This window comes from Chloroflexota bacterium, assembly GCA_016219275.1.
In the GTDB taxonomy this organism is placed as follows: domain Bacteria; phylum Chloroflexota; class Anaerolineae; order UBA4142; family UBA4142; genus JACRBM01.
Genome location: JACRBM010000073.1, coordinates 1 through 20,961 on the forward strand (window position 1 = coordinate 1; position 20,961 = coordinate 20,961).

Consider the following 20,961-nt stretch of genomic DNA (forward strand, 5'->3'; position numbering starts at 1 on the left):
ACTCACTTTTTGTCATTCTGAGGAGCGGCTCTTGAAAACACGCAACCAAGTGAATTCAAACAAGCGACGAAGAATCTCGCCAGTTGCTTGAGCGATCCTTCGCTTCGCTCAGGATGACAAAGCGAGTTTTGCGCTTTTGCCTTTTTTGGCACGCGATGAGCGGTAGTCGCGGCGATGTGATCAAAGCGTTTGCAGAAGATTTCAACAAGACCAACAAGCATGGGATTACCGTCAAGCCCGAATTCACCGGCTCGTATGCCGAGACGGTCACTAAAGCGCTCGCGGCATACAAGACCGGTAAGCCGCCGCACATTGTGCAAGTGTACGAAGTCGGCACGCAAACGATGCGCGATTCCAAAGCGATTATCCCGATCCACACGCTCAATCGCGGCGATGTAGATTTCGGCGATGTCGTTCAACCGATCGTCAAGTACTATAGCGTCGGCGGTCAAGTCGTCTGCATGCCGTTCAACAGTTCGACGGCGATGTTGTACTACAACAAAGACATCTTTAAGAAAGCCGGACTGGATCCGAACAAACCACCCACGACCTTTGATGAAGTGTACGACTACGGAAAGAAAATCGTGACGAGCGGCTCGGCAAAGGGCGGTATTTCGTTCGGTTGGCCCGCGTGGATTTTTGAACAGATGTACGGCACGCACAATCAGTTGTTTGCGAACCAAGACAATGGACGAAGCGGTCTCGCGAACGAGGTTTATATCAACAACGCGTTCGGCGTCAAGGTGCTGACGGAATGGCAAAAGTGGTCGAAGGACAAGGTGCTCGTGTACGGCGGTCGCGAGTACGATGCGAACGCGCCGTTCCTCGCCGGCGAGTTTGCGATGCTCGTCCAATCCACGTCGAGTCTCGGCGGCATTCAAAACAGCGCCAAGGGCAAGTTTGAAATCGGCACGACATTCTTGCCGCGAATGCCCGGTTATCCAACTGGCAACACTGTCGTCGGCGGTGGTTGTCTGTGGGTGATGAAAGGTCGTTCCGATGCCGAAAACCTCGCGGCGTGGGAATTTCTCAAGCATGTCAACAAACTGGACAACCAGATCACCTGGCACAAAAAGACCGGCTATTTCCCGGCTACGAACGTGGCGGTGCAATCGCTGATGAATGAGGGTTGGTTCGCCAAAGAACCAAACTATCTGACCGCGTTCATGGAAATTCTGGTCGGCGTGGACACACCCGCCGGGCGCGGTGTTCTGCTCGGTAACTTTGTCGAGATTCGCGATGTCGTCGGCGCGGCAATCGAAGAAGCGGTTGTGAATATGAAAGACCCCAAGACCGTTCTCGACGCGGCGCAAAGCAAGACGAATCAAGTTCTCAAAGATTACGCCGAAGTCAACAAGTAGTCCAATAGTGCGATAGTTATCTAGTGCGATAGTTGGGTGACAACTATCGCACTAGCCCACTATCGCACCATCGAACTAAACTATGCAAACGCGTTTCCCCAACAAAATTCTCCCCTATCTATTGCTCTCGCCGAGCGTGATTGTCGTGCTCATCTTTTTCGTCGTGCCGAGCGCGCAGAGCATTTACGCCAGTTTCTTTCGCAGTAACATTTCCGGCACGCGCCAGATTTTTGTCGGCTTGCGGAACTTTGAGCAGTTGTTCACGACGAGCGAGTACCTGAATTCCTTGCAGGTCACGTTGCTCTTTGCGCTTTTTGTCGTCGTCGTGGGCTTGTCGCTCAGTCTGTTCATCGCGATGGTCGCGAATCAACGCCTGCGCGGGTTTACGATTTATCGCACGCTGTTGATTTGGCCCTATGCGCTTTCGCCGAATATCGCCGGCACGATCTGGGCGTTGATGCTCGAGCCGACGATTGGGATGGCGACGAACGCGATCAACACGCTCGGTCTTCATTTCGATTGGCGCGGTAACGCCACGCACGCGTTGTTGTTTATCGCGCTGGCGGCGACCTGGAAGATGCTGGGTTACAACATCATCTTTTTCCTCGCCGGGATTCAGGGCTTGCCGACTGAAATTCTCGAAGCCGGTTCGGTAGACGGCGCGAATGCCTGGACGAAATTCTGGAAGATTACGTTTCCGTTACTCTCGCCCACCACATTTTTCCTGTTGATCATGAACACGCTCTATGCGTTCTTTGAAGGGTTCGGCTTGATTCACGTCACGACGAACGGCGGACCGGGGTACGCAACCGACTTGCTGGTCTACAAACTGTATCGCGACGGATTCATCGCGATGAACACGGGGTTTGCGTCGGCGCAATCGGTGGTGTTGCTCTTTATCGTCGCGTCGTTGACGCTGTTGCAATTCCGCTACGCCGGACGGCGCGTATTCTACGGAGCATAACGTTATGAGCATCATCCGATTGACTCGCGCCACGCTCGCCCATGCCGTTATGTTAGCGGCGGTCCTGCTGACGCTGTTCCCGATGCTGTATGCGATTTTGGTAAGCACGCAGACGGCGCAAGAGTACTATCGCTTTCCGCCGAATCTCCTGCCCGGCACGGGCACGCTCCAAAATTATCAGATCGCGTTCGACCGTGCGGCGCTGTTGCGGCTCGTGTTCAACACGACCTTTATCTCGCTAGCGGTCGCGGCGGGCAAAATGATCTTGAGCGTAACGGCGGGGTTTGCGTTCGTGTATTTCGATTTTCGCGGCAAGATGTTTTTCTTTGGCTTGATCTTTCTCACCCACATGTTGCCGGTGCCCGTCCGCATCGTGCCGACGTTTCAATTGATGGATCAATTCGGCTGGGTCAACACCTACTGGGCGCTGACGATTCCGTTTTTTGCCAGCGCGACCGGCACGTTGCTCTTTCGCCAACTGTATATGACGATTCCCCCATCGCTCGCGGACGCCGCGCGCATAGATGGCGCGGGACCGCTACATTTCTTGTGGAGCATCATCATCCCGATTTCGCGAACGAATTTGATGGCGCTGTTTCTGATCGAGTTCATTTACATGTGGAATCAGTACCTGTGGCCCCTCGTGATTGCGAATGCAGAAACGACGCGCGTGATTCAGGTCGGTTTGAAGCAATTGATCGCGACGGATGCGGCAGTGGATTGGAACATTGTGATGGCAGGCACTGTGGTCGCGATGGTTCCGCCGCTCATCGTCTTGCTGCTGACGCAAAAGAGTCTCGTGACCGGTCTGTCACTCTTTGAAGAAAAGTAAAGGCGCGGCGCGCACACCGTCGTCGTCCTCCCCGGCGTCACGCGGCGCGAGCATCCGGCGAGCGCGCCGGTCAAGCCGGATTTCGGGTTGGAGCGTGCGCGCGGGGTTTTGGAATTATTGTAGCCGTAGGGAGAAACCTTGCACAGGTTTGCAAACCTGCGCAAGGTTGCCTTGTACCTTGCCTTGTTTGCGCGCGACGTTTGTGCTATAATCATCCCAGACGACATCCTTGGAGGTCGCGGTGGATTCCGAAGCTCTGCTCGTTCGACGCAAAATCATCGGCGTGTTAATCCGCGCCGCGCGCGAAAAATCGCATCGCACGGTGCAACAGGTCGCGCAACGACTCGGCGTCACTGCCGCGCGCGTGCGGCAGTACGAAAACGGCGCGCGCGATGTAACGCTCCCCGAATTGGAATTACTCGCGCTCTTTTTCGAAATGCCCCTCAGTTATTTTTTGGATGCGTCCTCGCTAGTGCAAGAGGAATCGCCTTTTCCGCCCACGCAAGAAGAAATTCGCAAACGCAAAATCGCGCTCGGCGCGAAACTGAAACAGGCGCGGGTTGCCGCCGGCAAATCGAAGGAAGAGTGCGCCGAACTGCTGGGATGCAAACCGGGCACCATCGCGCGCTATGAACGCGGGCTGGGCGACGTATCGGTGACGTTGCTGGAACTGCTCGCGGAATTTTTGGGCGTCAAGCTGTTTTATTTTGTCGAAGATACTAAAACTGTCGAACGCGGCGGTGTGCTCGATCTCGAAAAACTGGCGCGCTTGCCGAAAGACGTGCGCGGTTTTGTGCTCGATCCGTCGAACCTCGCATACCTCCGGATGGCGATCAAGTTTGGCGATTTGCCGACGAACAAACTGAAAGAACTGGGCGAAATTTTGCTCGTGGTGCACTAGCGGTTGTTTTAGGAAAATAGTTAACCTTGCGAAGGTGTATTAACCTTCGCAAGATTTTTGGAGTATGCTGTGTCCGCGCAGGCGCTGTACGAACAAGGCAAACAATTGTACGATGCCGGCTCGTTGCACGAGGCGATGGCAGCGTTTCAACGCGCGCGCGCCGAATTTTTGACAGCGGGCGAATTGGCGCAAGCCGCCACCGTCGGCAACGACCTGGGCGTCGTGTACTACCTCTCCGGTCGCGGCGCGGAAGCATCGCAAGTCCTCGAAGATACGCTCGCCCAGTTCGAACGTCTGGGCGATGCGCGCGGGCAAGCCAAAGCCGCCGGTAATCTCGCGCAGGTGTTGAATCACGCGCACGCAACCGAGCAGGCGGAGCGGTATTACAAACGCGCCGCCGACTTGTTTCACCAACTCGATGATCGAATGCTCGAGTACGACACGCATCGCGCGTTGAGTCACATGCTGTTGATGACCGGACGTTTTCTCGAATCGCTCGCCGCGTACGATCGCGCGCTAGCGGCAAAGGGTGGCGCGGGTTTCCTGCGCGCGATCATCCAGATTCCGTTGCGAATCATGGGCGTGCGGTAATCGTGAAATCAAGACCCGAAGGGTCGCTTGCGAGCAACCCTTCGGGTCTTTTCTATTTCACCGTGAATTCTACTTTGCGGTCGAGTGTGCCGTTCACGAAAATCTCGACGCGGAATTTGCCGGGGGGCCAACTCCCGGAGGGCTGGAGCGTGAAATCAATGTTGCGCGTGCCATCGGCGGTCAGTTCGGTTTGATCAATCAGCGTGTTCGGCGGCGCAACGGTTCCAACATCCGTCGCGTACCACATCGCTTTGACTTTTGTGTTTGCCGACGCGTTTTGAATCGCGACGATCGCGTGGAAGGTGGCGGTTGGATTGAACTCGGTTGTTGGGTTGATCGGATCGCGTGTGTCCGATCTTGCATCGGTCGCCAGGGTTACACTTTTGACGATGCTAGACGACTTGGGCGCAGGAGTCGGCGCGAGCGGTGCAACCGTGAAATTCACGACGCGATCTAGCGCGCCGTTCACAAACACTTCGACGCGATATTTGCCGATGGGCCAAACGGTCGTGGGTTTGAGCGTGAAATCAATATTACGCGTGCCATCCGCCGTGACATCGGTTTGATCAATCACGGTGTTGGGCGGGGCGGCAGTGCCGACATCGGTCGCGTACCAGACGGTTTTGAACCGGGTATTTGCCGGCGCGTTCTGGGTCGCGACAATCGCGTGGAAGGTCGCGCTCGGTTGAAATTCGGTCGTCGGGTTGATGGGGTCTTTGGTGTCCGCTTTAGCATCCGTCGCCAGCGTCACACTGCGAACCAACGTGGACGGTTTTGCCGCCGGCGTTGCGGTGACCGCACGTGGTGTTGCTGTTGCGGGTACAGGCGTCGTGGTTGGCGGACGCGGCGTTGCCGTTGGTGGTACTGGCGTCGGTGTGGGCGCGGTCACGGAAAATTGGAGGGTGCGCTCAGTTTTGCCGTTGAGTTGCACATCCACTTTGTAGCTGCCCGGCGGCAAACGTCCCGCGTCCGGCTTGAACGTAAAATCAAGATTGCGCGTGCCGTCCGCTTTCAGTTCGAACTCGCCGATCTTGCTATTCGGCGCGCCGGCGTTCCCAATGTCAATCGCCGTCCACACTACTTTGACCGACGTGTCTTTTGGCGCATCCTTGATCGAAATGACCGCGTGAAAAACGGCTTGGTCGGGCGGAAACGCGTCGGTGATGCCGACCGGGTCAACGTTGTCGCCCTTGACTTCGCGCGCCATCACGCCGTTCGTGATGCTCGCGGTCGAGAACGAAAATTCGCACGCGAGCGCGGGCAGCGCGAGAATCGCGAGTAAGATCGCGAACGCGCGAAACGCATACAAACGACGAAACATAGCTTGTCCTCCTGGCAAGTTGGAAACTTGCGTTTCAATTTTGCGCGCGATTGTAGCGAAAGAGACGCGCGCTGTCAATGGGTGAAATAAAAAAACCTTGCGAAGGTTCTCAACCTTCGCAAGGTTGATCGTGTTCTATTCTTCGTCTTCTGCTTCCTCTTCGCCCGCGCGTTCCTTCTTTGCCTTTTCAATAATCTGGGAGGCGATATGACTGGGCACGGGATCGAGGTGGCTGAATTCCATCGTAAAGTACCCGCGACCCTGGGTCATCGAACGGAGGTCGGTCGCATAGCGTTGCATTTCGGCGAGCGGCGCTTGCGCGGTGACGACGCTCCACGCGCCTTTCTGATCCATGCCTTGCACACGCGCGCGTTTCGTATTCAAGTCGCCGAGCACGTCGCCCATAAAGTTTTCCGGCACGGTGATGACGAAATTCATCACGGGTTCGAGCAACACGGGACCGGCAAGCGGCATCCCGCTCTTGAACGCCTTGTGCGCCGCCAACTTGAACGCGATTTCGGACGAGTCTACCGGATGGTACGAACCGTCGTACAACACCGCGCGAAAATCAATCGTCGGAAAGCCGGCAAGCACACCCTTGTTGAGAATTTCGCGCATCCCTTTTTCGACTGCGGGGATGAACGAGTGGGGCACTGCGCCGCCAAACACTTCTTCGGTAAATTCAAACCCTGTGCCGCGCGGCAACGGCTCGAACCGAATCCAGGCATCGCCGAACTGACCGCGCCCGCCAGTCTGTTTCTTGTGACGACCTTGCACTTTGGCGGTCTTGGTGATGGATTCTTTGTACGGAATTTTCGGCACGCCGGTCAACAACTCGACGCCAAATTTTTGTTTCAAGCGACGCACCGCGACATCCACGTGCGAATCGCCCATGCCCGACATGATCGTTTCGTTCGTGTCGTGCTCGCGATACACGCGCAACGTCGGGTCTTCTTCGACGAGGCGTTGCAACGCCGTGCCCATCTTGTCGAGGTCGGTCTTGGTTTTTGGCGTGAGCGAAACCGAGTAGACTGGATTGGGGTACGCCACCGGCGACAACGCGAGCGCGTGCGCCTTGTCGCAGAAGGTATCGCCCGTCGCAGTCTCTTGCAGTTTTGCGACCGCGCCAATGTCGCCCGCGTTAATTTTCGCGACCGAAATTTGTTCCTTGCCGCGTAACACGTAGAGTTGACCGATGCGTTCGGTCGCGCTCGTGCGGGCGTTGAAGGTACTCGAGTTCGATTCCAGCGCGCCCGAGTAGACGCGGAAATAGGTGAGCTTGCCAACGTACGGGTCCGCCATCGTCTTGAACACGAACGCGGCGAGATTACCGGTTTCACTCACGGTGAGTTTCTCGTCTTTTTGCGTCGCGAGGTTCTTGGCGGTGACGGGCGCGCCTTCGAGCGGCGCGGGGAGATAATCGGCAAAGAATTTGAAAAGGTACTGCACGCCGATGTTCTGGGTCGCCGACGCGCACAAGACCGGCACGAGCGTGCCCGCGCGGAGACCCAGTTTCAAGCCCAGGCGAATTTCGTCCTCGGTCAGTTCTTCGCCGTTCAAAAATTTCTCGATCAACTTGTCGTCCGCTTCCGCGGCGACTTCGGTCAGTTTGACGCGTTCATCTTCGAGGCGCGCGGACAAATCGCCGGGCACCGCGCCTTCTTTTTCGCCGATGAATGCTTTGCGATTGACGACGTTGACTTCGCCTTTGAAATTCGCTTCCTTGCCGACCGGAATTTGCAATGAGACGACGCTCTTGCCGAAGCGTTCGCGCAATTGCGCGAGCACGCGATCATAATCCGCATTCTCGCGGTCGAGTTTGTTGATGATGATGATGCGCGGTAGTTTCATTTCGTCGGCGTACTGCCACACTAACTCGGTGCCTACTTCGACACCGCTCACCGCGTCCACCATCACGACGACGCATTCGGCGACGCGCAACGCGCTTTTGACTTCGCCGGCAAAGTCCATATAGCCGGGCGTGTCTAGCACATTGATCTTGTAGCCGTTCCATTCGCAGGGGACGAGCGAGGTGTTGATCGAAATCTTGCGGCGTTGTTCTTCGGGGTCAAAATCCGAGACGCTGGTGTTGTCGTCTACCTTACCGAGCCGCGTCACGGCGCCAGTGTTAAAGAGGAGCGCTTCGGCGAGCGAGGTCTTGCCAGAACTCGAGTGTCCTACCAAAACGATGTTGCGGATCTTGTCCGCCTTGTACTCATTCATAGGGCTTCACTGCCTCCATAAAAAGGTTACAAACAAAGGCAGAAGGATAAAGGATGAAGGATGAAACACTATTGTTTTTCATCCTTCATCCTTCTGCCTTCATCCTTTGATGAACATTATACCACAACATCAAAACCGCGCCAAAATGTTGCTTTCACTGGGCGAACGTGATAAACTGCGGGCGGTTGTTCGCGATCAGCGCGTACATCGTTAGGAGTTCGAGATATGGTCGAAATCGTTAAACGCAAGAGTTTCAAAAATCGTGATGCTTGGCACGCGTGGCTGGCAAAGAATTACGCGCGCGAAACTGAACTGTGGGTCGTGCTCTACAAAAAGAATAGCGGCAAGGCGAGTGTCTCGTACGATGAAGCCGTCGAAGAAGCGTTGTGCTTTGGCTGGATTGATGGTATCGCCAAAGGCATTGACGGCGAGAAATACGCGCAGCGATTTTCGCCGCGCCGCAAAGGAAGTATTTGGTCAGAGTCGAACAAAAAACGCGTCGCGAAAATGATCGCGCAGGGACGAATGACGGATGCGGGACTTGCCAAGATTCACGAGGCGAAACAAAATGGCGAATGGGACAAGGCGACGATCCGCGAGGACACGACGAACATTCCGCTCGAACTGAAACGCGCGCTCGCGGCAGACAAACAAGCGCAACAGAATTTTGACAAACTCGCGCCATCGCACAAGCGGCAATTCATCTATTGGATTACCGAAGCCAAGCGCGAAGAAACGCGTGCGCGGCGCATCGCGATGACAATTCAAATGGTGAAACAGAATCAAAGACTGGGGATTGATACGCGGATGAATCCGAAACAAAAGACGAGTGATGCGTGATGCGTGATCAGATAGCAGTACGCTCAGCGCGCCAGCGCGCGATTGAACGCGAAATCAAACGATTGGAACGGCGACTTGTTCCCTTGCGAATCTTGAGCAACCAAGTGTCGTGGTTGCGCGTCGGCACCTTTTTTGCCGGGCTGGGCGCGGCGGTAAGCATCGGCGCGCAAGTAAACGCGCTCGCCGGGTGGAGCGTGTTTGCCGTCGCCGCGATGATTTTTCTCGCGGTCGTGTTGTATCACCAACGATTGGAACGCTGGGTGGACACGTTCACTACATCGCGCGCGATTCGTTCCGACCAACTCGCGCGGATGACGCACGACTGGGAGCACATGGCGAACTTGACGTTTGCCCACGCGCGCGCGAAAACACTCGCGCTTGACCTCGATCTCACCGGACCGCGTTCGTTGCACCATTTACTTGACACGACACTGTCGCGCCAAGCGAGTCAACTCCTTGCCGATTGGCTGACCCAGGATCATCCGGCGCTCGAGCAAGTTCACGCGCGCCAGAGTATCGTGCGCGAGTTGGTTTCGTTCGCGCGCTTGCGCGAACGATTTGGGCTTACGTTTCGCCTGGTCTTGCGCGAGCCGTTGGAGGGCGAGAAACTGGTGCAGTGGTTATCGGTGGCGTTTGACGCGCATCGTTTGAAATGGGCTTTGCCTGCCGCGACCGGACTGGTCGCGCTCAATTTTATTCTCGTCGCCTTGAACCTTTGGGCTGGTTTCCCGGCATACTGGATTTTCTCTCTTTTGTTCTATCTGGCGTTTTACATTTTCAATCAAGCGTGGCTCACCACGATCTTTGGCGCGTTATCGCGGATGTCCGCGGAACTCGACCGGTTTAGCGTGATTCTCAATTTTCTGGAGAATGTTCCACTTGGCTCGCGCGAGCATCTCGCGCGCTTGTGCGCGCCGTTGTGCGATGCCGCGCATCCGCCATCCGCGTACACGCGCAAACTCAGACTCGTCGCGGTCGGCGTGGGTCTGCGCATGAATCCCGTGTTCGGGCTGGCGCTCAATCTCATCGCGCCCTGGGATTTCTTCTTTGCGTATCTCACGGTTCGCTCCCGCGCTCAGGTCGTCGAGTTGTTCCCGACGTGGATGCGCGTGTGCTACGAGTTGGACGCGTACATGGCGCTCGCGAATTTTGCATACCTGAATCCCGCGTACACGTTTCCCGACATCACGCGCGACGCCCAGCCGATTCTCGCCGTCCAAAACCTGGGTCATCCTTTAATTCCGCACGCGCAGAGCGTCCGCAATGATTTTCTGTTCGACGCGCTGGGCGAGTTGGCGATTATTACCGGCTCGAACATGGCGGGGAAAAGTACGTTTCTCAAATCAGTCGGTATCAACCTGTGTCTCGCGTATGCCGGCGCGCCGGTCGTCGCCACGCATTTTCGCGCGTTCCCATTTCGATTAGCGACCTGCATCCACATCACCGACTCGATCACCGATGGGTTCTCGTACTTTTACGCGGAGGTCAAATGCCTCAAGCGTTTGCTCGAAGAACTGAAAACGCGCGATGATTCGCCGTTGCTGTACCTGATTGACGAGATTTTTCGCGGCACGAATAATCGCGAACGATTCCTGGGTAGTCGTGCCTACATTCAAGCGTTACTCGGCGAGAATGGCGTTGGGCTGTTGGCGACGCACGATCTCGAACTGGCTGGGCTTGCCGAGCAACGTCCGCAGGTACGCAACTATCATTTCCGCGATGAGGTTGCCGACGGCAAATTGGTGTTCGACTACAAGATTCGCCGCGGTCCCTGTCCGACGACAAACGCCCTCAAGATCATGCGGATGGAGGGCTTGCCGATTCCAACCGGTTCGTGAATAAAAAATATACGACGCGGACCGATACCTTCGCCAATTAATTTTTTCATCCGCGAATCTCGCGAATCTTCGCGAATTTTTTGTTTCATTCGCGTTATTTGCGGATCAATTTGTGATTTTGACGAAGGTATTGGCGGACGAGTGCAGATAAAAAACTGATCCGCGTTCATCCGCGTTCATCCGCGTCCCATATTGCTTTTTTCGATAGGTGAACCAAGTTCCTATGCCAAACCGATCCTCTCGCGCGCACAGAACGCGCGGCACGTACACGCTCGTCATCCATCTTTCGCGCGCCCAAACGATTCGCGTCGGCGCGCTCAGCGAGTTCAAGTTTCCGCGCGGCTATTATCTCTACGTCGGCAGTGCGATGAACGGTTTGGCGCAACGCCTCGCGCGCCACGTTCGCCCCGACAAGAAAATGCACTGGCACATTGACTATTTGCTCGCGCACGGGCGTATCAAGGAAGTGTGGGCGCATCGAAGCGAAGATCGCTTGGAGTGTTTGTGGGCGCAAGCCGCGCTCGCCATGCCGGGCGCGCGCGTCATCGCGCCGCGTTTCGGCGCGAGCGATTGCAGTTGCGCGACGCACTTGATCTATTTCGCGAAACGTCCCATGAATTTGTCCGACGACTGATGCTGGTTTCAGGTCTTTGATTCGCTCGCAAGCGCGTGATATAATATCAACAGTCAACGAGGTCACCAAGTCTGAAATAAGCCGCTTTCTTGGTATCGTCATGTGCAGTATGGCGAATTCAATGCAGAGATCGCAATCGAAACCCTGGATATTCTGAAAGGTGATTTGCCGCGTCGTGTTCTAGGACTCGTGATTGAGTGGGCTGTTTTGCATCGTGCGGAATTGCGGCAAGACTGGGAACGCGCACAGGCAAAACGCGAGTTGAATTCGATTGAACCGTTGACATAGGGAGATAAAAATGCACCGAGTAATTAAAGTTCTGCCACAACCAGCATGACTGTGCGAATTCGTTTTGCCGATGGGTTAACCAGGCATCTCGATCTGCGTCCGTTCATCGGCGAAGGAATCTCCGCGCCATTGGCAAGCTGGGATTATTTCAAGCAAGTCACTGTCGAAGAAGGAGGCGGGATCACCTAGCCCAATGGCTATGATTTCTGCCCGGAGTTTTTGCATGATTATGTTCCAGAGTTGAATCCGGCATAGTATCTCATTCGTTCGCTCTGGGATTATCTGGCGACTGACGACGGTGGGCTGACGACTACTTTTGCCAAATCGCGCCGAGTGTGCTAAACTATCAACCGTAATCGCCCCTGTAGCTCAGTGGATTAGAGCAGTGGCCTCCGGAGCCATGTGCGGGAGTCCGAGTCTCCCCAGGGGTACACGCAAAACCCGCTTTCCTTTTTTCAGGGGAAGCGGGTTTGTCAATTTTTATCGGCGGTCAGTGGTCGGCGGTCAGTCATCAGATGTGCCCCTGCCGAATCAGATTCCACAACGCGGCATAACCAATTGGCAGTGGAAGCCAGAACGCGAGTGCACGCGAAATCAACAGCGCAGTCATCGCGATGGCTTGCGGCATTCCGGCGGTTGCCGCGAGCAGAACGATGCCCGACCCCATGATCGCAACTTCACCCGGCGCGGCGCTCAACGTCGTCAAGAAACTCGCCGAAGTGTAAACCAGGATCAGCACGTCCCAACCGATTGTCGCATCCACCGCGCGAAACGCGGAATAGAGCGCGAGCAAGCCGGCAAAATTCCGCACCACATTCATCGCGAGCGAAATCGTCGCGGGGAGCGGATAGCGCACCGCGAGCGTCATCCCATCGTAAAAATCGCCGATCCATTTGAGCACGCGTTCCGGGTGAAATACCGCGCGATGCAGCACGCGTCGCGCGAGATGATCCAATCCGCGCGCACACCACAACGCGACGCGCTCGACCCAGGTTCGTCGCGTGTAAAGATACAGTAGTACGACGACGAGCAAGATGCCGCCAATCGGCAACGCGCCGATATAGCGTTCCAGCGGCAACGCGGCGCGCGTAGACGCGAACAGCGCGATACCAACGAGCAGGGTCGGCACGCCGACGATCAACCCATTGATATTCTCGATGAGGAAAATCGCGGCGACCGAGCCGGTCGTCACTCCATGCCGCCGCAGACAGAGCAATCGCACGAGCATTCCCGGCGCGCCGCCGGTGGACACCATGCGATTCGCCGCCGCGCCGGCAAAGAACGCTTGCACCAGCGGCGACAGCGGCACGTGGCGCTCGAACATGCGCGCGAGCGCGCGCGTCGAGTTCGCACTCGCAACATAGCGCAGGACCTCCGCGCCGATGGCTAACGCGATAAATCCTGGGTTCGCGTGACGCAACGCGGCGAGCACACGATCCACCCCGACCAAGTGTGGCACCAGCAGAAACACGATCACGGCGACGATGCCGAGTTGAATCCAATGGCGGCGTTCGACCCAGTGTCGTCGTACGGTAATGCTCGGATTATCCATGACCCTCGTATCGCCTCAAGTACGCCACCGCTTCGCCGCGTTCTTCGTCCATCACAATTTCCAGGTGACGACCATTCGCGACCGTGGGAACTTCAATCACTTTGATGTATTCGGCATACGCCGCATCGCCGGGCAACAACGGCGCTAACACATTGGGCGCTTGCGTAAAGAACGCGCGATTGAACGACGTGCCTGGCTCGTGCGGGAATAACGGCAGTGGATAGATGTGCGCCTCCACCAAATCTTGGAAAAAGTGCGTGCCGTATGACACATCGGGAATGCCTTCCCCACGCGGCAGCGCGATCTCGACGAGCACGCGCGTGTTGTTGATGTCCGCGTACCCCACTTTGAGACCCAGGTCCATGTTCGCACTGCCCCAGCGCCCCGGACCCATCAAGATGAACGTTTGTCCTTCGAGCCGTTGATTCAAGCGTCCGATCACGCGCGCAAGTTCGAGTTTCAATGTGGGGTCGCCGAGCTGGCTGTACTTTTCCGGATGCACGTAGACGATGTACCGAATCCGCTGCACGAGTCCTTGGGGGACGAGCCGATTCGTCGAAAAGACCTGGTCGGTTTCCGGAATGTTCGCGGGCAGTTCGATGCGGGTTCCCGTTTCGTAACTTGTATGCGGACGGCACTGCAAGATGTGCACTCGCACGCGCGGCTTGTCCGAGTTTTGCAAAATGTCTGCTGTGAACTCGACATCCACCGGGAACGCGTACTCGCGTTCCAAACGCTGGAGTAAGGTTTTCATCACCGTCACAAAATCAGTTTTCTGCAAGAGACCATCGAACGTGAGCAACAGATTTTCCGCGCCTTCGAGCAGCGGGTCCGCAAACAGCGATTGAACGTAATCGCCCTTGTCTACCGAAACCAGGTACGGCAGGGCTTTGTCGTCGGTTGAAAAGATGGACGCAATCGGACTGGTGGTCAGGATGTTGTTTTCGAGATCAATCAAATCAATGAAGCGTTGCGAATGCTTGCGTAATTCATCCGCGCCGACTTCGGGGCGCAAGCGCGGGTGGCTGAGCGCGACCATGCGCGGGAAATCCGCGCCGACGCGTTCGACCGCGCGCGTGCCCAAGCCCCAGACCAGGCGCACAAAGCCATCCTCGCGGCGGATTTGCGGATTCCACCGGAACGGATTGCGACTGTACGCCACGCCCGCGAGCGTGGGAAACAAATACCGGCCGCGGCGCTCGCCTTGCACTTCTTGAATCAAAATCGCCATGCGCTCGTCGTAATCAATCAAGCGCATACGTTTGCGATACGCCAGCGCGTCTGGGTTGAGCGCGCTCGCGTAGGTGCGTTTGATCGCCGTTGCCAACGCCGCAAAATTTTGTTCGAACGTGCCTTGATTCGGGCAAAAGAAACTATCGTACTTGCCGGCGAAGGAGGTGCCGAAATTGTCTTCGAGCAAACTCGACGAACGGACGATGAGCGCGCGCTTGCCCACCTGCGCGAGCAACTCTCGCAATGGCTCGCTCATTTCTTCCGGCAAACGCGATTCGAGATACGCCTTGACAATGGAAGGATACTCGGCTTCGATTTGTTCGAGCGGCTTGTACTTTTGATCCACGGAAAAGAGCAAGTTGTTGTGCGAGTTGAACTCGTACAACATACTTGACCCGATGTACCACGAGTTCGGTAAAACGATTGCCGGCGCGTGCGCGCCGCTTTGTTCTGCGACGCGTTGGAGAATCTTCCATGCCAGCAACATCCCTGCCGCTTTACCGCCGATTTTGCCGTCGCCGATGCGTCGCTGACGAATCTCTTTCAAGTCGTGAATCGTGAACCATTCCTTCGCAATGCGGATGAATCCCAGGTGATCGGTCATCAATGTTTTGAGGACGACGACGACCATTTCTTGGATGTGGTGTTGCGCTTGCGCGCGCTCGCTCTGCGGCAGCGCCTCGTAGCGTTCGCCTTGCGCGAGGACCATATCAATCGGCGCGAGTTCCGGGTTGAAGGTCAGAAACACTTTTTGGCTTGGGTTGCGCTCGGCGACGATGCTCTGGACGATTCCTTCGAACAATTCGTGGGGCAGATTATACGCAAAGTAGAAATCGGTGAGATAGTCACGTGTCTGTTGCTTGCGCCGTTCCCACACATCCGCCGGTTCTTGGATCAGCGGGTTATCGAGACCTTCGAGGCGTTGCGTTTGCTCCGCTTTGGTGCGGACTTCAGTTTCGAAATTCGTCCGAGTGATCACGCCGCGTGTGAACAACTCCTCGCGCATGCGCGCGCGAATCTTCGGCGCGAGAATCGGATACTGGGTAATTTCCAAATACAATTTGAGTACTTTGGGTACTTTGAGTGAATCAGGAGGCATTGTGTCTTGCTCCGGCTAGAAGAATGTAACAAGGATACAGACGCTCACCTATTTCCTTGTCAACCTGTGTCCTTGTCTACTGCCATTACAATCGCGTAATCAACACCTTTTCGATTTTCGGTCCGCTCATGCCGGTGATCGTCAATTTGAGATTCTCGAATTTGAACTGCTCGCCTTCTTTCGGAATGTGGCGGAGCGTGTGCAACACAAACCCGGCGACGGTTTCGTACCCGTCGCTTTCGGGCAGGTGAATGCCGAGTTGTTCGTTCATTTCTTCGACTTGCATCTGCGCGTCCACTTGCATCGTGTGCTCGTCAATCGTCTCGACGAGCGGGTCTTCTTGTGCGACCTCGTCGCTCAAGCGTCCCACGATGCGTTCGACCAAATCTTCGAGCGTGACCATGCCGGCGGTGCCGCCAAATTCGTCAATCACAATCGCGATGTGAATTTTCTGCGACTGCATCTCGGCGAATAGGCGTCCGACGCGTTTCGATTCCGGCACGTAGAGCGCGGGTCGCACATGTGCGCGTACCGCCGCGTCAAGCGCGCGCGCGCCCTGGGACGCAATCGCGCGCAACACATCTTTGATCGCGATAAAGCCGGTGATGTTGTCCGAAGTTTGCGCGTAAATCGGGTAACGCGCGTGACGCACCTCGCTGAACGTTTGCAGAAATTCGGCGATGGTCGTGTTCTCTTCGACCGCGGTCATTTCGTTGCGCGGGATCATCAACTCGCGCACCAACCGATCTTCGAACTCGAACACGTTGTGCAACATTTTTTCTTCGTGTTGCTCCAACTCGCCGGATTCGGTGCTCGCGCTGACGAGCATTTTCAATTCTTCGATGGTGTGCCCCATCTGCGCGTCGGTCGGCAATTGCAGATGAAACAAACGCAAGATCGTCGCGGCGCTGTGGTTCAACAGCCACACGAACGGACGAAAGATGTTTCCAAAAATCAACGTGGGTAAACCGACCGCCAACGCGATGCGTTCAGTGTAGCGCAACGCAATCGCTTTGGGTAGCAACTCGCCAAGCAGAATCACCAAATAAGTGATGATGAGAAACGTGACGACGGACGAAAGTCCGGGAATCGCAATGCCAGCAAATATCGGCGCGATCATGCTTTCCAGCGTCGGCTCTGCGATCCACCCCAATCCCAGCCCCGCACCGGTGATGGCAACCTGTACGGTCGCGATAAAACCGGTCGGATCGCGCAACAAGGTTTGCACCACGCGCGCGGCGGAATCGCCTTCCGTTGCGAGTTGTTCCACGCGGGTACGCCGCACACTGATCAATCCGATTTCTGCCGCGACAAAAAACGCGTTCGCGAAAATCAGTGCGCCAACACTGGCGAGTTTGAGCACGATAAAAAGCGGCTCGTCCATTCCTCCCCCAGTTACTTGCTTGCTTGCCCAACTTGTGTTAGTTTAGGTCTTGAATATTTTTACCACGGAGTACAAATCTGTGTTCTCCGTAGTACGATGATCGAGTGTATCTTCACTTACATTTTACCACAAGGGTTTCACTTTGAGCAAAGCATCCGCGCCGGGCAAAATCATTCTTTTTGGCGAACATGCGGTCGTTTACGGACGCCCGGCGATTGCTATGCCGGTACTTCAGGTGCGTGCCGAAGCGACTGTCACCGTAACGCGTGATGACGATGTGACGATTGACGCGCCGGACATTGCGCGCGCGTTCACACTGCGCGGCGCGGCGGACGACGATCCGCTTGCCGCGATCATTCGCGCGACGTGCACGCATCTCGGCGTCGCGTCGGGCGGATTCAACGTGCAAGTTCGTTCGACGATTCCGGTCGCGCGCGGGTTGGGGAGCGGCGCGGCGGTGTCGGTTGCGGTCGCGCGCGCGCTTGCCGTGCATTTCAGGCGCGATGTATCACGCGACGACATTTCCACGCTCGCGTATAAAGTCGAACAATTGCATCACGGCACGCCGAGCGGCATTGACAATACGGTCATCGCGTTCGAACAACCGGTGTACTTTGTGCGCGGTCAGCCCATCGAATCGTTTCGCGTCGCGCGACCATTCACGATAATCATCGCGGACACCGGCGTTCCCGCACTGACCAAAGTCGCGGTTGGCGATGTGCGCCGCGCGTGGGAACAAAATCGCGTCGAGTACGAAACCATCTTCGACCACATCGGCGCGATTGCGCGTGATGCGCGCGCGGCAATCGAGCAGGGGAATGCGGACGCGCTCGGCGAGTTGATGAACGCGAACCAGGCACTCTTGCGCGCGATTGACGTGTCGTCGCCGGAAATCGAAACGCTCGTGGACGCGGCTCGGCGCGCGGGCGCGCGCGGCGCGAAACTCTCCGGCGGCGGACGCGGCGGCAACGTCATCGCGCTCGTGGACGGGGTTACCCAAGACGCAGTGGTGCGCGCTTTGCGCTATGCCGGGGCGCGCGATGTAACGGTGACGCGGGTGGAATGAAGATGCCGCGACTTTCCGTGATCATCCCCGCGCTCAACGAAGCGCAAACCTTGCCGCAACTTCTGCGCGCGTTGAGAATGCAAACGTGCGCGCCGGACGAAATCATCGTCGCGGACGCCGGCTCGACCGATGGCACCATCGAGTTGGCGCGCGAGTACGGCGCGCACGTCGTGCCCGGTGGCAAGCCCGGCGCGGGACGCAACTCCGGTGCACGCGCCGCGACCGGCGACGTGTTCTTGTTTCTCGACGCGGATGTGCTGCCCGCGCGCGAGTTCATCGCGACGGCGCTCGACGAATTTACCGAATCGAACTATGTAGTCGCCACGACGTTGATCGCGCCGCTTGAAGACGCATTGCCGGACAAGGTGATGGTCGAGGTGGCGAATCTCTATCTTCAAGTTGTGCAACCGTTTTCGCCGCACGCGCCCGGCTTTTGTATTATCGTCCGCCGCGCGGTGCACCAAGCGATTGGCGGTTTTGACGAAGCGATTGTGATGGCGGAAGACCATGATTACGTTCAACGCGCGGCGAAGTACGGCGAGTTTGGCGTACTCACACGCGCGGCGATTCCGGTTTCCTTGCGGCGTGTTGAAAAAGACGGTTTGTTGCCGCTCGCGTTCAAATACGCGTGGTGTGAAATGTACGCGCTTGCCGGCAAACCGATCTACTCGGTCCCGTTCGAGTACAACATGGGCGGCTTGCCGCTCGACGTGACGCGTACCGCGCGACGCATCGTTGACATCGCGCAACTGCGCGAGCAACTGGGTCAATTCGAGAACCCGATTCAACGCATCAGCGCGGTTGGCTTGGCGCATCTCGAAAAACTCGCGCAGTTCGACTGGCGCGAAATCGCGCGCGAACGTTTCCAACTGCAACTCGATCCGCCCGACGCGGCGATTTTGCATCGCTATTTGTCGCGCCGTCTTGAATTGATACGCGCGTCCGGGCGACCGTTGCGCGAGACGTTGAACAAATTGCAGACGCGTCCGATCAAGGAGAGCATTCGTTTGCTCGACCTCAATGCGTGGGTGAATGAACAGCGCGAAATGATTCGGCGTTGGACGCGGCAATGAGATAAATTTTGGGACGCGGACAAGCGCGGACAAGCGCGGATGTTTATTTTTATCCGCGTTTGTCCGCGTTAATCCGCGTCCTATTTTCAGAGAAGTTGTTCATTCGCCGTTGGCGCACCAGCGGTCGAATGAAAATCCAGACACCCCACCCTTCCCTCCCCTTTGCAAGGGGAGGGTTAGGGAGGGGTATTTTCAAGGGAACGAAATGAATTTTGAAACGTTCTTTGCCAACACCGATTTGATTCTGACCGAGGGTTCGGTCTACGAACGATTGCGCCGGCATCCGGCGATCCAGTTCGATCCGTTTCTCGCGCACGCGACGCTCGTCTACGATCCTGGGTCGGCGCAGATTTTGGAGCAGGTGCATCGCGAGTATCTCGACGTTGGACAACATTATCATCTGCCGATGCTCGCGCTCGCGGACACTTGGCGCGCGAGTCGCGAGCGCATTGAGCATTCCGCGTTTCATGATCGCGCGGTGAATCAGGACAACATACGCTTTTTGCGCGCGATTTGCGCGAGCTACGCGAGTACGGACGCGCCCATCTTTGTCGGCGCGGATATCGGACCGCGCGGCGATGCGTACAAACCGGCGGAGGCGCTGGATAAGGAGCGCGCCGCATTGTTTCACGCATACCAAATCGAAGCGATTGCCGAAACGAATCCTGATTACATTCTCGCGGCGACCTTGCCCGCGTTTTCCGAAGCATTCGGCATTGCGATCGCGATGGCGCGCGTGGCATCGCCGTACATCCTGAGTTTCGTCGTGCGCTCCAACGGACAAATTTTGGACGGTACGCCGTTACATCGCGCGATTCAGGAAATTGATTCAAGTGTCGCGCGACCGCCGTTCGGATACCAAGTGAACTGCGTGCATCCGGCGGTTTTCAGTCAGGCGCTCGTGAACGACGAGATCGCCAAACATGCGCTCGCATCGCGCGTGATTGGTTTGCAGGCGAACACGTCGTCCAAGAGTCCCGAAGAATTGGATGGATTGGCGGAATTGGATTCGGAAGAGCCAGAACCCTTCGGCGCGCTGATGGCGGGCATTCATCGCGAGTTTGGCGCGCGCATTCTCGGCGGATGTTGCGGCACAGATACGCGCCACATCGAAAGCATCGCGCGAAATGCGCGTGCGACTAAAGTCATAGACGCGTCCGCCGTTTGACGCGATAATCGGGCGAACGAAAAACCTTCGCAAGGTTGAATGCGATAATCGCGCAAGTCAACTTTACCGAAAAGGAGAACCATGAGTCAAGATAGTGTACGCTGTTTGCACTGCGGACGAACGAGCGGCGAGGTGCCTTTGCTCAGTTTGCATTATGCCGACAAGCAATTCTGGATTTGTCCGCAAGGATTGCCTTTGCTGATTCACAAACCTCAGCAATTGCCGCTGCTCGCCGGCGCGTGGACGGAGCAAGACGCGCCCGCGCCGCATCACGATCACTAGGCGCGGCAATGATCACATTCAAGTGCGCGGCGAGTTGTTATGGCGCGCCGCTCACGTTGTGCCTCGTCGCTTGTCCCAACCAGCCACACCTGGGCGAGCCGGGCGAGATCGAATGTGATGACTCGGCATCGCGCCTGGACGATTCCGGGGACGAATTGATGCGCGTGGTTTTTCTCGACGCATCGTCCAAACCCGGCGATCCGCGCGACGACTGAACGCGCGCGAATTCAAAAGGCAGACACGCGTATCATACGCCGTGTCTGCCTTTTTGTTTTCAGATGTGCTATAATTGGCGCGCTCCGAGGGAGATG

Annotated in this window: 20 protein-coding genes and 1 tRNA gene; 16 read left to right on the forward strand and 5 right to left on the reverse strand. The window is 56.6% G+C overall.

Annotated features, from left to right (window positions below; all coding sequences use genetic code 11):
• Positions 1-113: 113 nt before the first annotated feature.
• The 5 genes from HY868_20875 (at position 114) to HY868_20895 (ending at position 4,649) form a co-directional block, all read left to right on the forward strand.
• Positions 114-1,361: an ABC transporter substrate-binding protein gene (locus HY868_20875; protein ID MBI5304601.1), complete on the forward strand. Its 1,248-nt coding sequence runs from the start codon at positions 114-116 to the stop codon at positions 1,359-1,361.
• Between the two features lie 82 nt (positions 1,362-1,443).
• Complete coding sequence (locus HY868_20880) at positions 1,444-2,325, forward strand: sugar ABC transporter permease (protein ID MBI5304602.1); 882 nt, start codon at positions 1,444-1,446, stop codon at positions 2,323-2,325.
• Between the two features lie 4 nt (positions 2,326-2,329).
• Complete coding sequence (locus HY868_20885) at positions 2,330-3,157, forward strand: ABC transporter permease subunit (GenBank protein ID MBI5304603.1); 828 nt, start codon at positions 2,330-2,332, stop codon at positions 3,155-3,157.
• A gap of 241 nt (positions 3,158-3,398) precedes the next feature.
• Positions 3,399-4,058: a helix-turn-helix transcriptional regulator gene (locus tag HY868_20890; protein ID MBI5304604.1), complete on the forward strand. Its 660-nt coding sequence runs from the start codon at positions 3,399-3,401 to the stop codon at positions 4,056-4,058.
• Between the two features lie 69 nt (positions 4,059-4,127).
• Entirely contained in the window at positions 4,128-4,649 is a 522-nt protein-coding gene (locus HY868_20895; protein MBI5304605.1) for a tetratricopeptide repeat protein, read from the forward strand.
• A gap of 52 nt (positions 4,650-4,701) precedes the next feature.
• Here HY868_20895 and HY868_20900 read toward each other — a convergent pair whose 3' ends face one another.
• Positions 4,702-5,970 carry a hypothetical protein gene (locus HY868_20900; GenBank protein MBI5304606.1) on the reverse strand — a complete coding sequence of 423 codons (1,269 nt, stop codon included), beginning with the start codon at positions 5,968-5,970 and terminating at the stop codon, positions 4,702-4,704.
• A 135-nt stretch (positions 5,971-6,105) separates the two neighbouring features.
• Positions 6,106-8,193, reverse strand: coding sequence for an elongation factor G (gene fusA, locus HY868_20905; protein MBI5304607.1), 2,088 nt, complete (start codon positions 8,191-8,193; stop codon positions 6,106-6,108).
• Between the two features lie 225 nt (positions 8,194-8,418).
• Here fusA and HY868_20910 point away from each other — a divergent pair, with 225 nt between their 5' ends.
• From HY868_20910 to HY868_20935, 6 genes are all read left to right on the forward strand, one after another.
• A complete protein-coding gene (locus HY868_20910) occupies positions 8,419-9,033 on the forward strand; it encodes a YdeI/OmpD-associated family protein (protein ID MBI5304608.1) in 615 nt (204 codons plus the stop codon).
• Positions 9,033-10,871 carry a hypothetical protein gene (locus tag HY868_20915; protein ID MBI5304609.1) on the forward strand — a complete coding sequence of 613 codons (1,839 nt, stop codon included), beginning with the start codon at positions 9,033-9,035 and terminating at the stop codon, positions 10,869-10,871. The genes HY868_20910 and HY868_20915 overlap by 1 nt, the downstream gene beginning before the upstream one ends.
• Positions 10,872-11,094: 223 nt before the next feature.
• On the forward strand, positions 11,095-11,505 hold the full coding sequence (locus tag HY868_20920; protein MBI5304610.1) for a GIY-YIG nuclease family protein: 411 nt from the start codon (positions 11,095-11,097) through the stop codon (positions 11,503-11,505).
• Positions 11,506-11,607: 102 nt separating this feature from the next.
• Positions 11,608-11,793 carry a DUF4160 domain-containing protein gene (locus tag HY868_20925; protein MBI5304611.1) on the forward strand — a complete coding sequence of 62 codons (186 nt, stop codon included), beginning with the start codon at positions 11,608-11,610 and terminating at the stop codon, positions 11,791-11,793.
• A gap of 45 nt (positions 11,794-11,838) precedes the next feature.
• Positions 11,839-11,982 carry a DUF2442 domain-containing protein gene (locus tag HY868_20930; GenBank protein ID MBI5304612.1) on the forward strand — a complete coding sequence of 48 codons (144 nt, stop codon included), beginning with the start codon at positions 11,839-11,841 and terminating at the stop codon, positions 11,980-11,982.
• Positions 11,983-12,151: 169 nt separating this feature from the next.
• Positions 12,152-12,224, forward strand: a tRNA-Arg gene (locus HY868_20935).
• Between the two features lie 80 nt (positions 12,225-12,304).
• Here the strand turns inward: HY868_20935 and HY868_20940 are convergent.
• The 3 genes from HY868_20940 to HY868_20950 all read right to left on the reverse strand — a co-directional run bounded on the left by HY868_20940 (position 12,305) and on the right by HY868_20950 (position 17,061).
• Positions 12,305-13,345, reverse strand: a complete 1,041-nt coding sequence (locus tag HY868_20940) for a flippase-like domain-containing protein (protein ID MBI5304613.1) — start codon at positions 13,343-13,345, stop codon at positions 12,305-12,307.
• Positions 13,338-15,677 carry a PEP/pyruvate-binding domain-containing protein gene (locus HY868_20945; GenBank protein ID MBI5304614.1) on the reverse strand — a complete coding sequence of 780 codons (2,340 nt, stop codon included), beginning with the start codon at positions 15,675-15,677 and terminating at the stop codon, positions 13,338-13,340. Before HY868_20945 ends, HY868_20940 begins: the two co-directional genes overlap by 8 nt.
• 85 nt (positions 15,678-15,762) lie before the next feature.
• Entirely contained in the window at positions 15,763-17,061 is a 1,299-nt protein-coding gene (locus tag HY868_20950; GenBank protein ID MBI5304615.1) for an HlyC/CorC family transporter, read from the reverse strand.
• 142 nt (positions 17,062-17,203) lie between these two features.
• Between HY868_20950 and mvk the strand changes: the two genes are divergently transcribed.
• From mvk to HY868_20975, 5 genes are all read left to right on the forward strand, one after another.
• A complete protein-coding gene (gene mvk / locus HY868_20955; protein ID MBI5304616.1) occupies positions 17,204-18,127 on the forward strand; it encodes a mevalonate kinase in 924 nt (307 codons plus the stop codon).
• A 2-nt stretch (positions 18,128-18,129) separates the two neighbouring features.
• Positions 18,130-19,200 (forward strand): glycosyltransferase, encoded by a 1,071-nt coding sequence (locus HY868_20960; GenBank protein MBI5304617.1) that lies wholly within the window; start codon positions 18,130-18,132, stop codon positions 19,198-19,200.
• 205 nt (positions 19,201-19,405) lie between these two features.
• Positions 19,406-20,368: a homocysteine S-methyltransferase family protein gene (locus tag HY868_20965; GenBank protein ID MBI5304618.1), complete on the forward strand. Its 963-nt coding sequence runs from the start codon at positions 19,406-19,408 to the stop codon at positions 20,366-20,368.
• 81 nt (positions 20,369-20,449) lie between these two features.
• A complete protein-coding gene (locus HY868_20970; protein MBI5304619.1) occupies positions 20,450-20,650 on the forward strand; it encodes a hypothetical protein in 201 nt (66 codons plus the stop codon).
• Between the two features lie 8 nt (positions 20,651-20,658).
• Positions 20,659-20,865 (forward strand): hypothetical protein, encoded by a 207-nt coding sequence (locus HY868_20975; GenBank protein MBI5304620.1) that lies wholly within the window; start codon positions 20,659-20,661, stop codon positions 20,863-20,865.
• Positions 20,866-20,961 lie beyond the last annotated feature (96 nt).

Coding starts and splice junctions, on each gene's coding strand:
- HY868_20875 (MBI5304601.1), top strand. CDS start 114: ATGACAAAGCGAGTTTTGCGCTTTTGCCTTTTTTGGCACGCGATGAGC.
- HY868_20880 (MBI5304602.1), top strand. CDS start 1,444: ATGCAAACGCGTTTCCCCAACAAAATTCTCCCCTATCTATTGCTCTCG.
- HY868_20885 (MBI5304603.1), top strand. CDS start 2,330: ATGAGCATCATCCGATTGACTCGCGCCACGCTCGCCCATGCCGTTATG.
- HY868_20900 (MBI5304606.1), bottom strand. CDS start 5,970: ATGTTTCGTCGTTTGTATGCGTTTCGCGCGTTCGCGATCTTACTCGCG.
- fusA (MBI5304607.1), bottom strand. CDS start 8,193: ATGAATGAGTACAAGGCGGACAAGATCCGCAACATCGTTTTGGTAGGA.
- HY868_20910 (MBI5304608.1), top strand. CDS start 8,419: ATGGTCGAAATCGTTAAACGCAAGAGTTTCAAAAATCGTGATGCTTGG.
- HY868_20915 (MBI5304609.1), top strand. CDS start 9,033: ATGCGTGATCAGATAGCAGTACGCTCAGCGCGCCAGCGCGCGATTGAA.
- HY868_20920 (MBI5304610.1), top strand. CDS start 11,095: ATGCCAAACCGATCCTCTCGCGCGCACAGAACGCGCGGCACGTACACG.
- HY868_20930 (MBI5304612.1), top strand. CDS start 11,839: ATGACTGTGCGAATTCGTTTTGCCGATGGGTTAACCAGGCATCTCGAT.
- HY868_20940 (MBI5304613.1), bottom strand. CDS start 13,345: ATGGATAATCCGAGCATTACCGTACGACGACACTGGGTCGAACGCCGC.
- HY868_20945 (MBI5304614.1), bottom strand. CDS start 15,677: ATGCCTCCTGATTCACTCAAAGTACCCAAAGTACTCAAATTGTATTTG.
- HY868_20950 (MBI5304615.1), bottom strand. CDS start 17,061: ATGGACGAGCCGCTTTTTATCGTGCTCAAACTCGCCAGTGTTGGCGCA.
- HY868_20960 (MBI5304617.1), top strand. CDS start 18,130: ATGCCGCGACTTTCCGTGATCATCCCCGCGCTCAACGAAGCGCAAACC.
- HY868_20965 (MBI5304618.1), top strand. CDS start 19,406: ATGAATTTTGAAACGTTCTTTGCCAACACCGATTTGATTCTGACCGAG.
- HY868_20970 (MBI5304619.1), top strand. CDS start 20,450: ATGAGTCAAGATAGTGTACGCTGTTTGCACTGCGGACGAACGAGCGGC.
- HY868_20975 (MBI5304620.1), top strand. CDS start 20,659: ATGATCACATTCAAGTGCGCGGCGAGTTGTTATGGCGCGCCGCTCACG.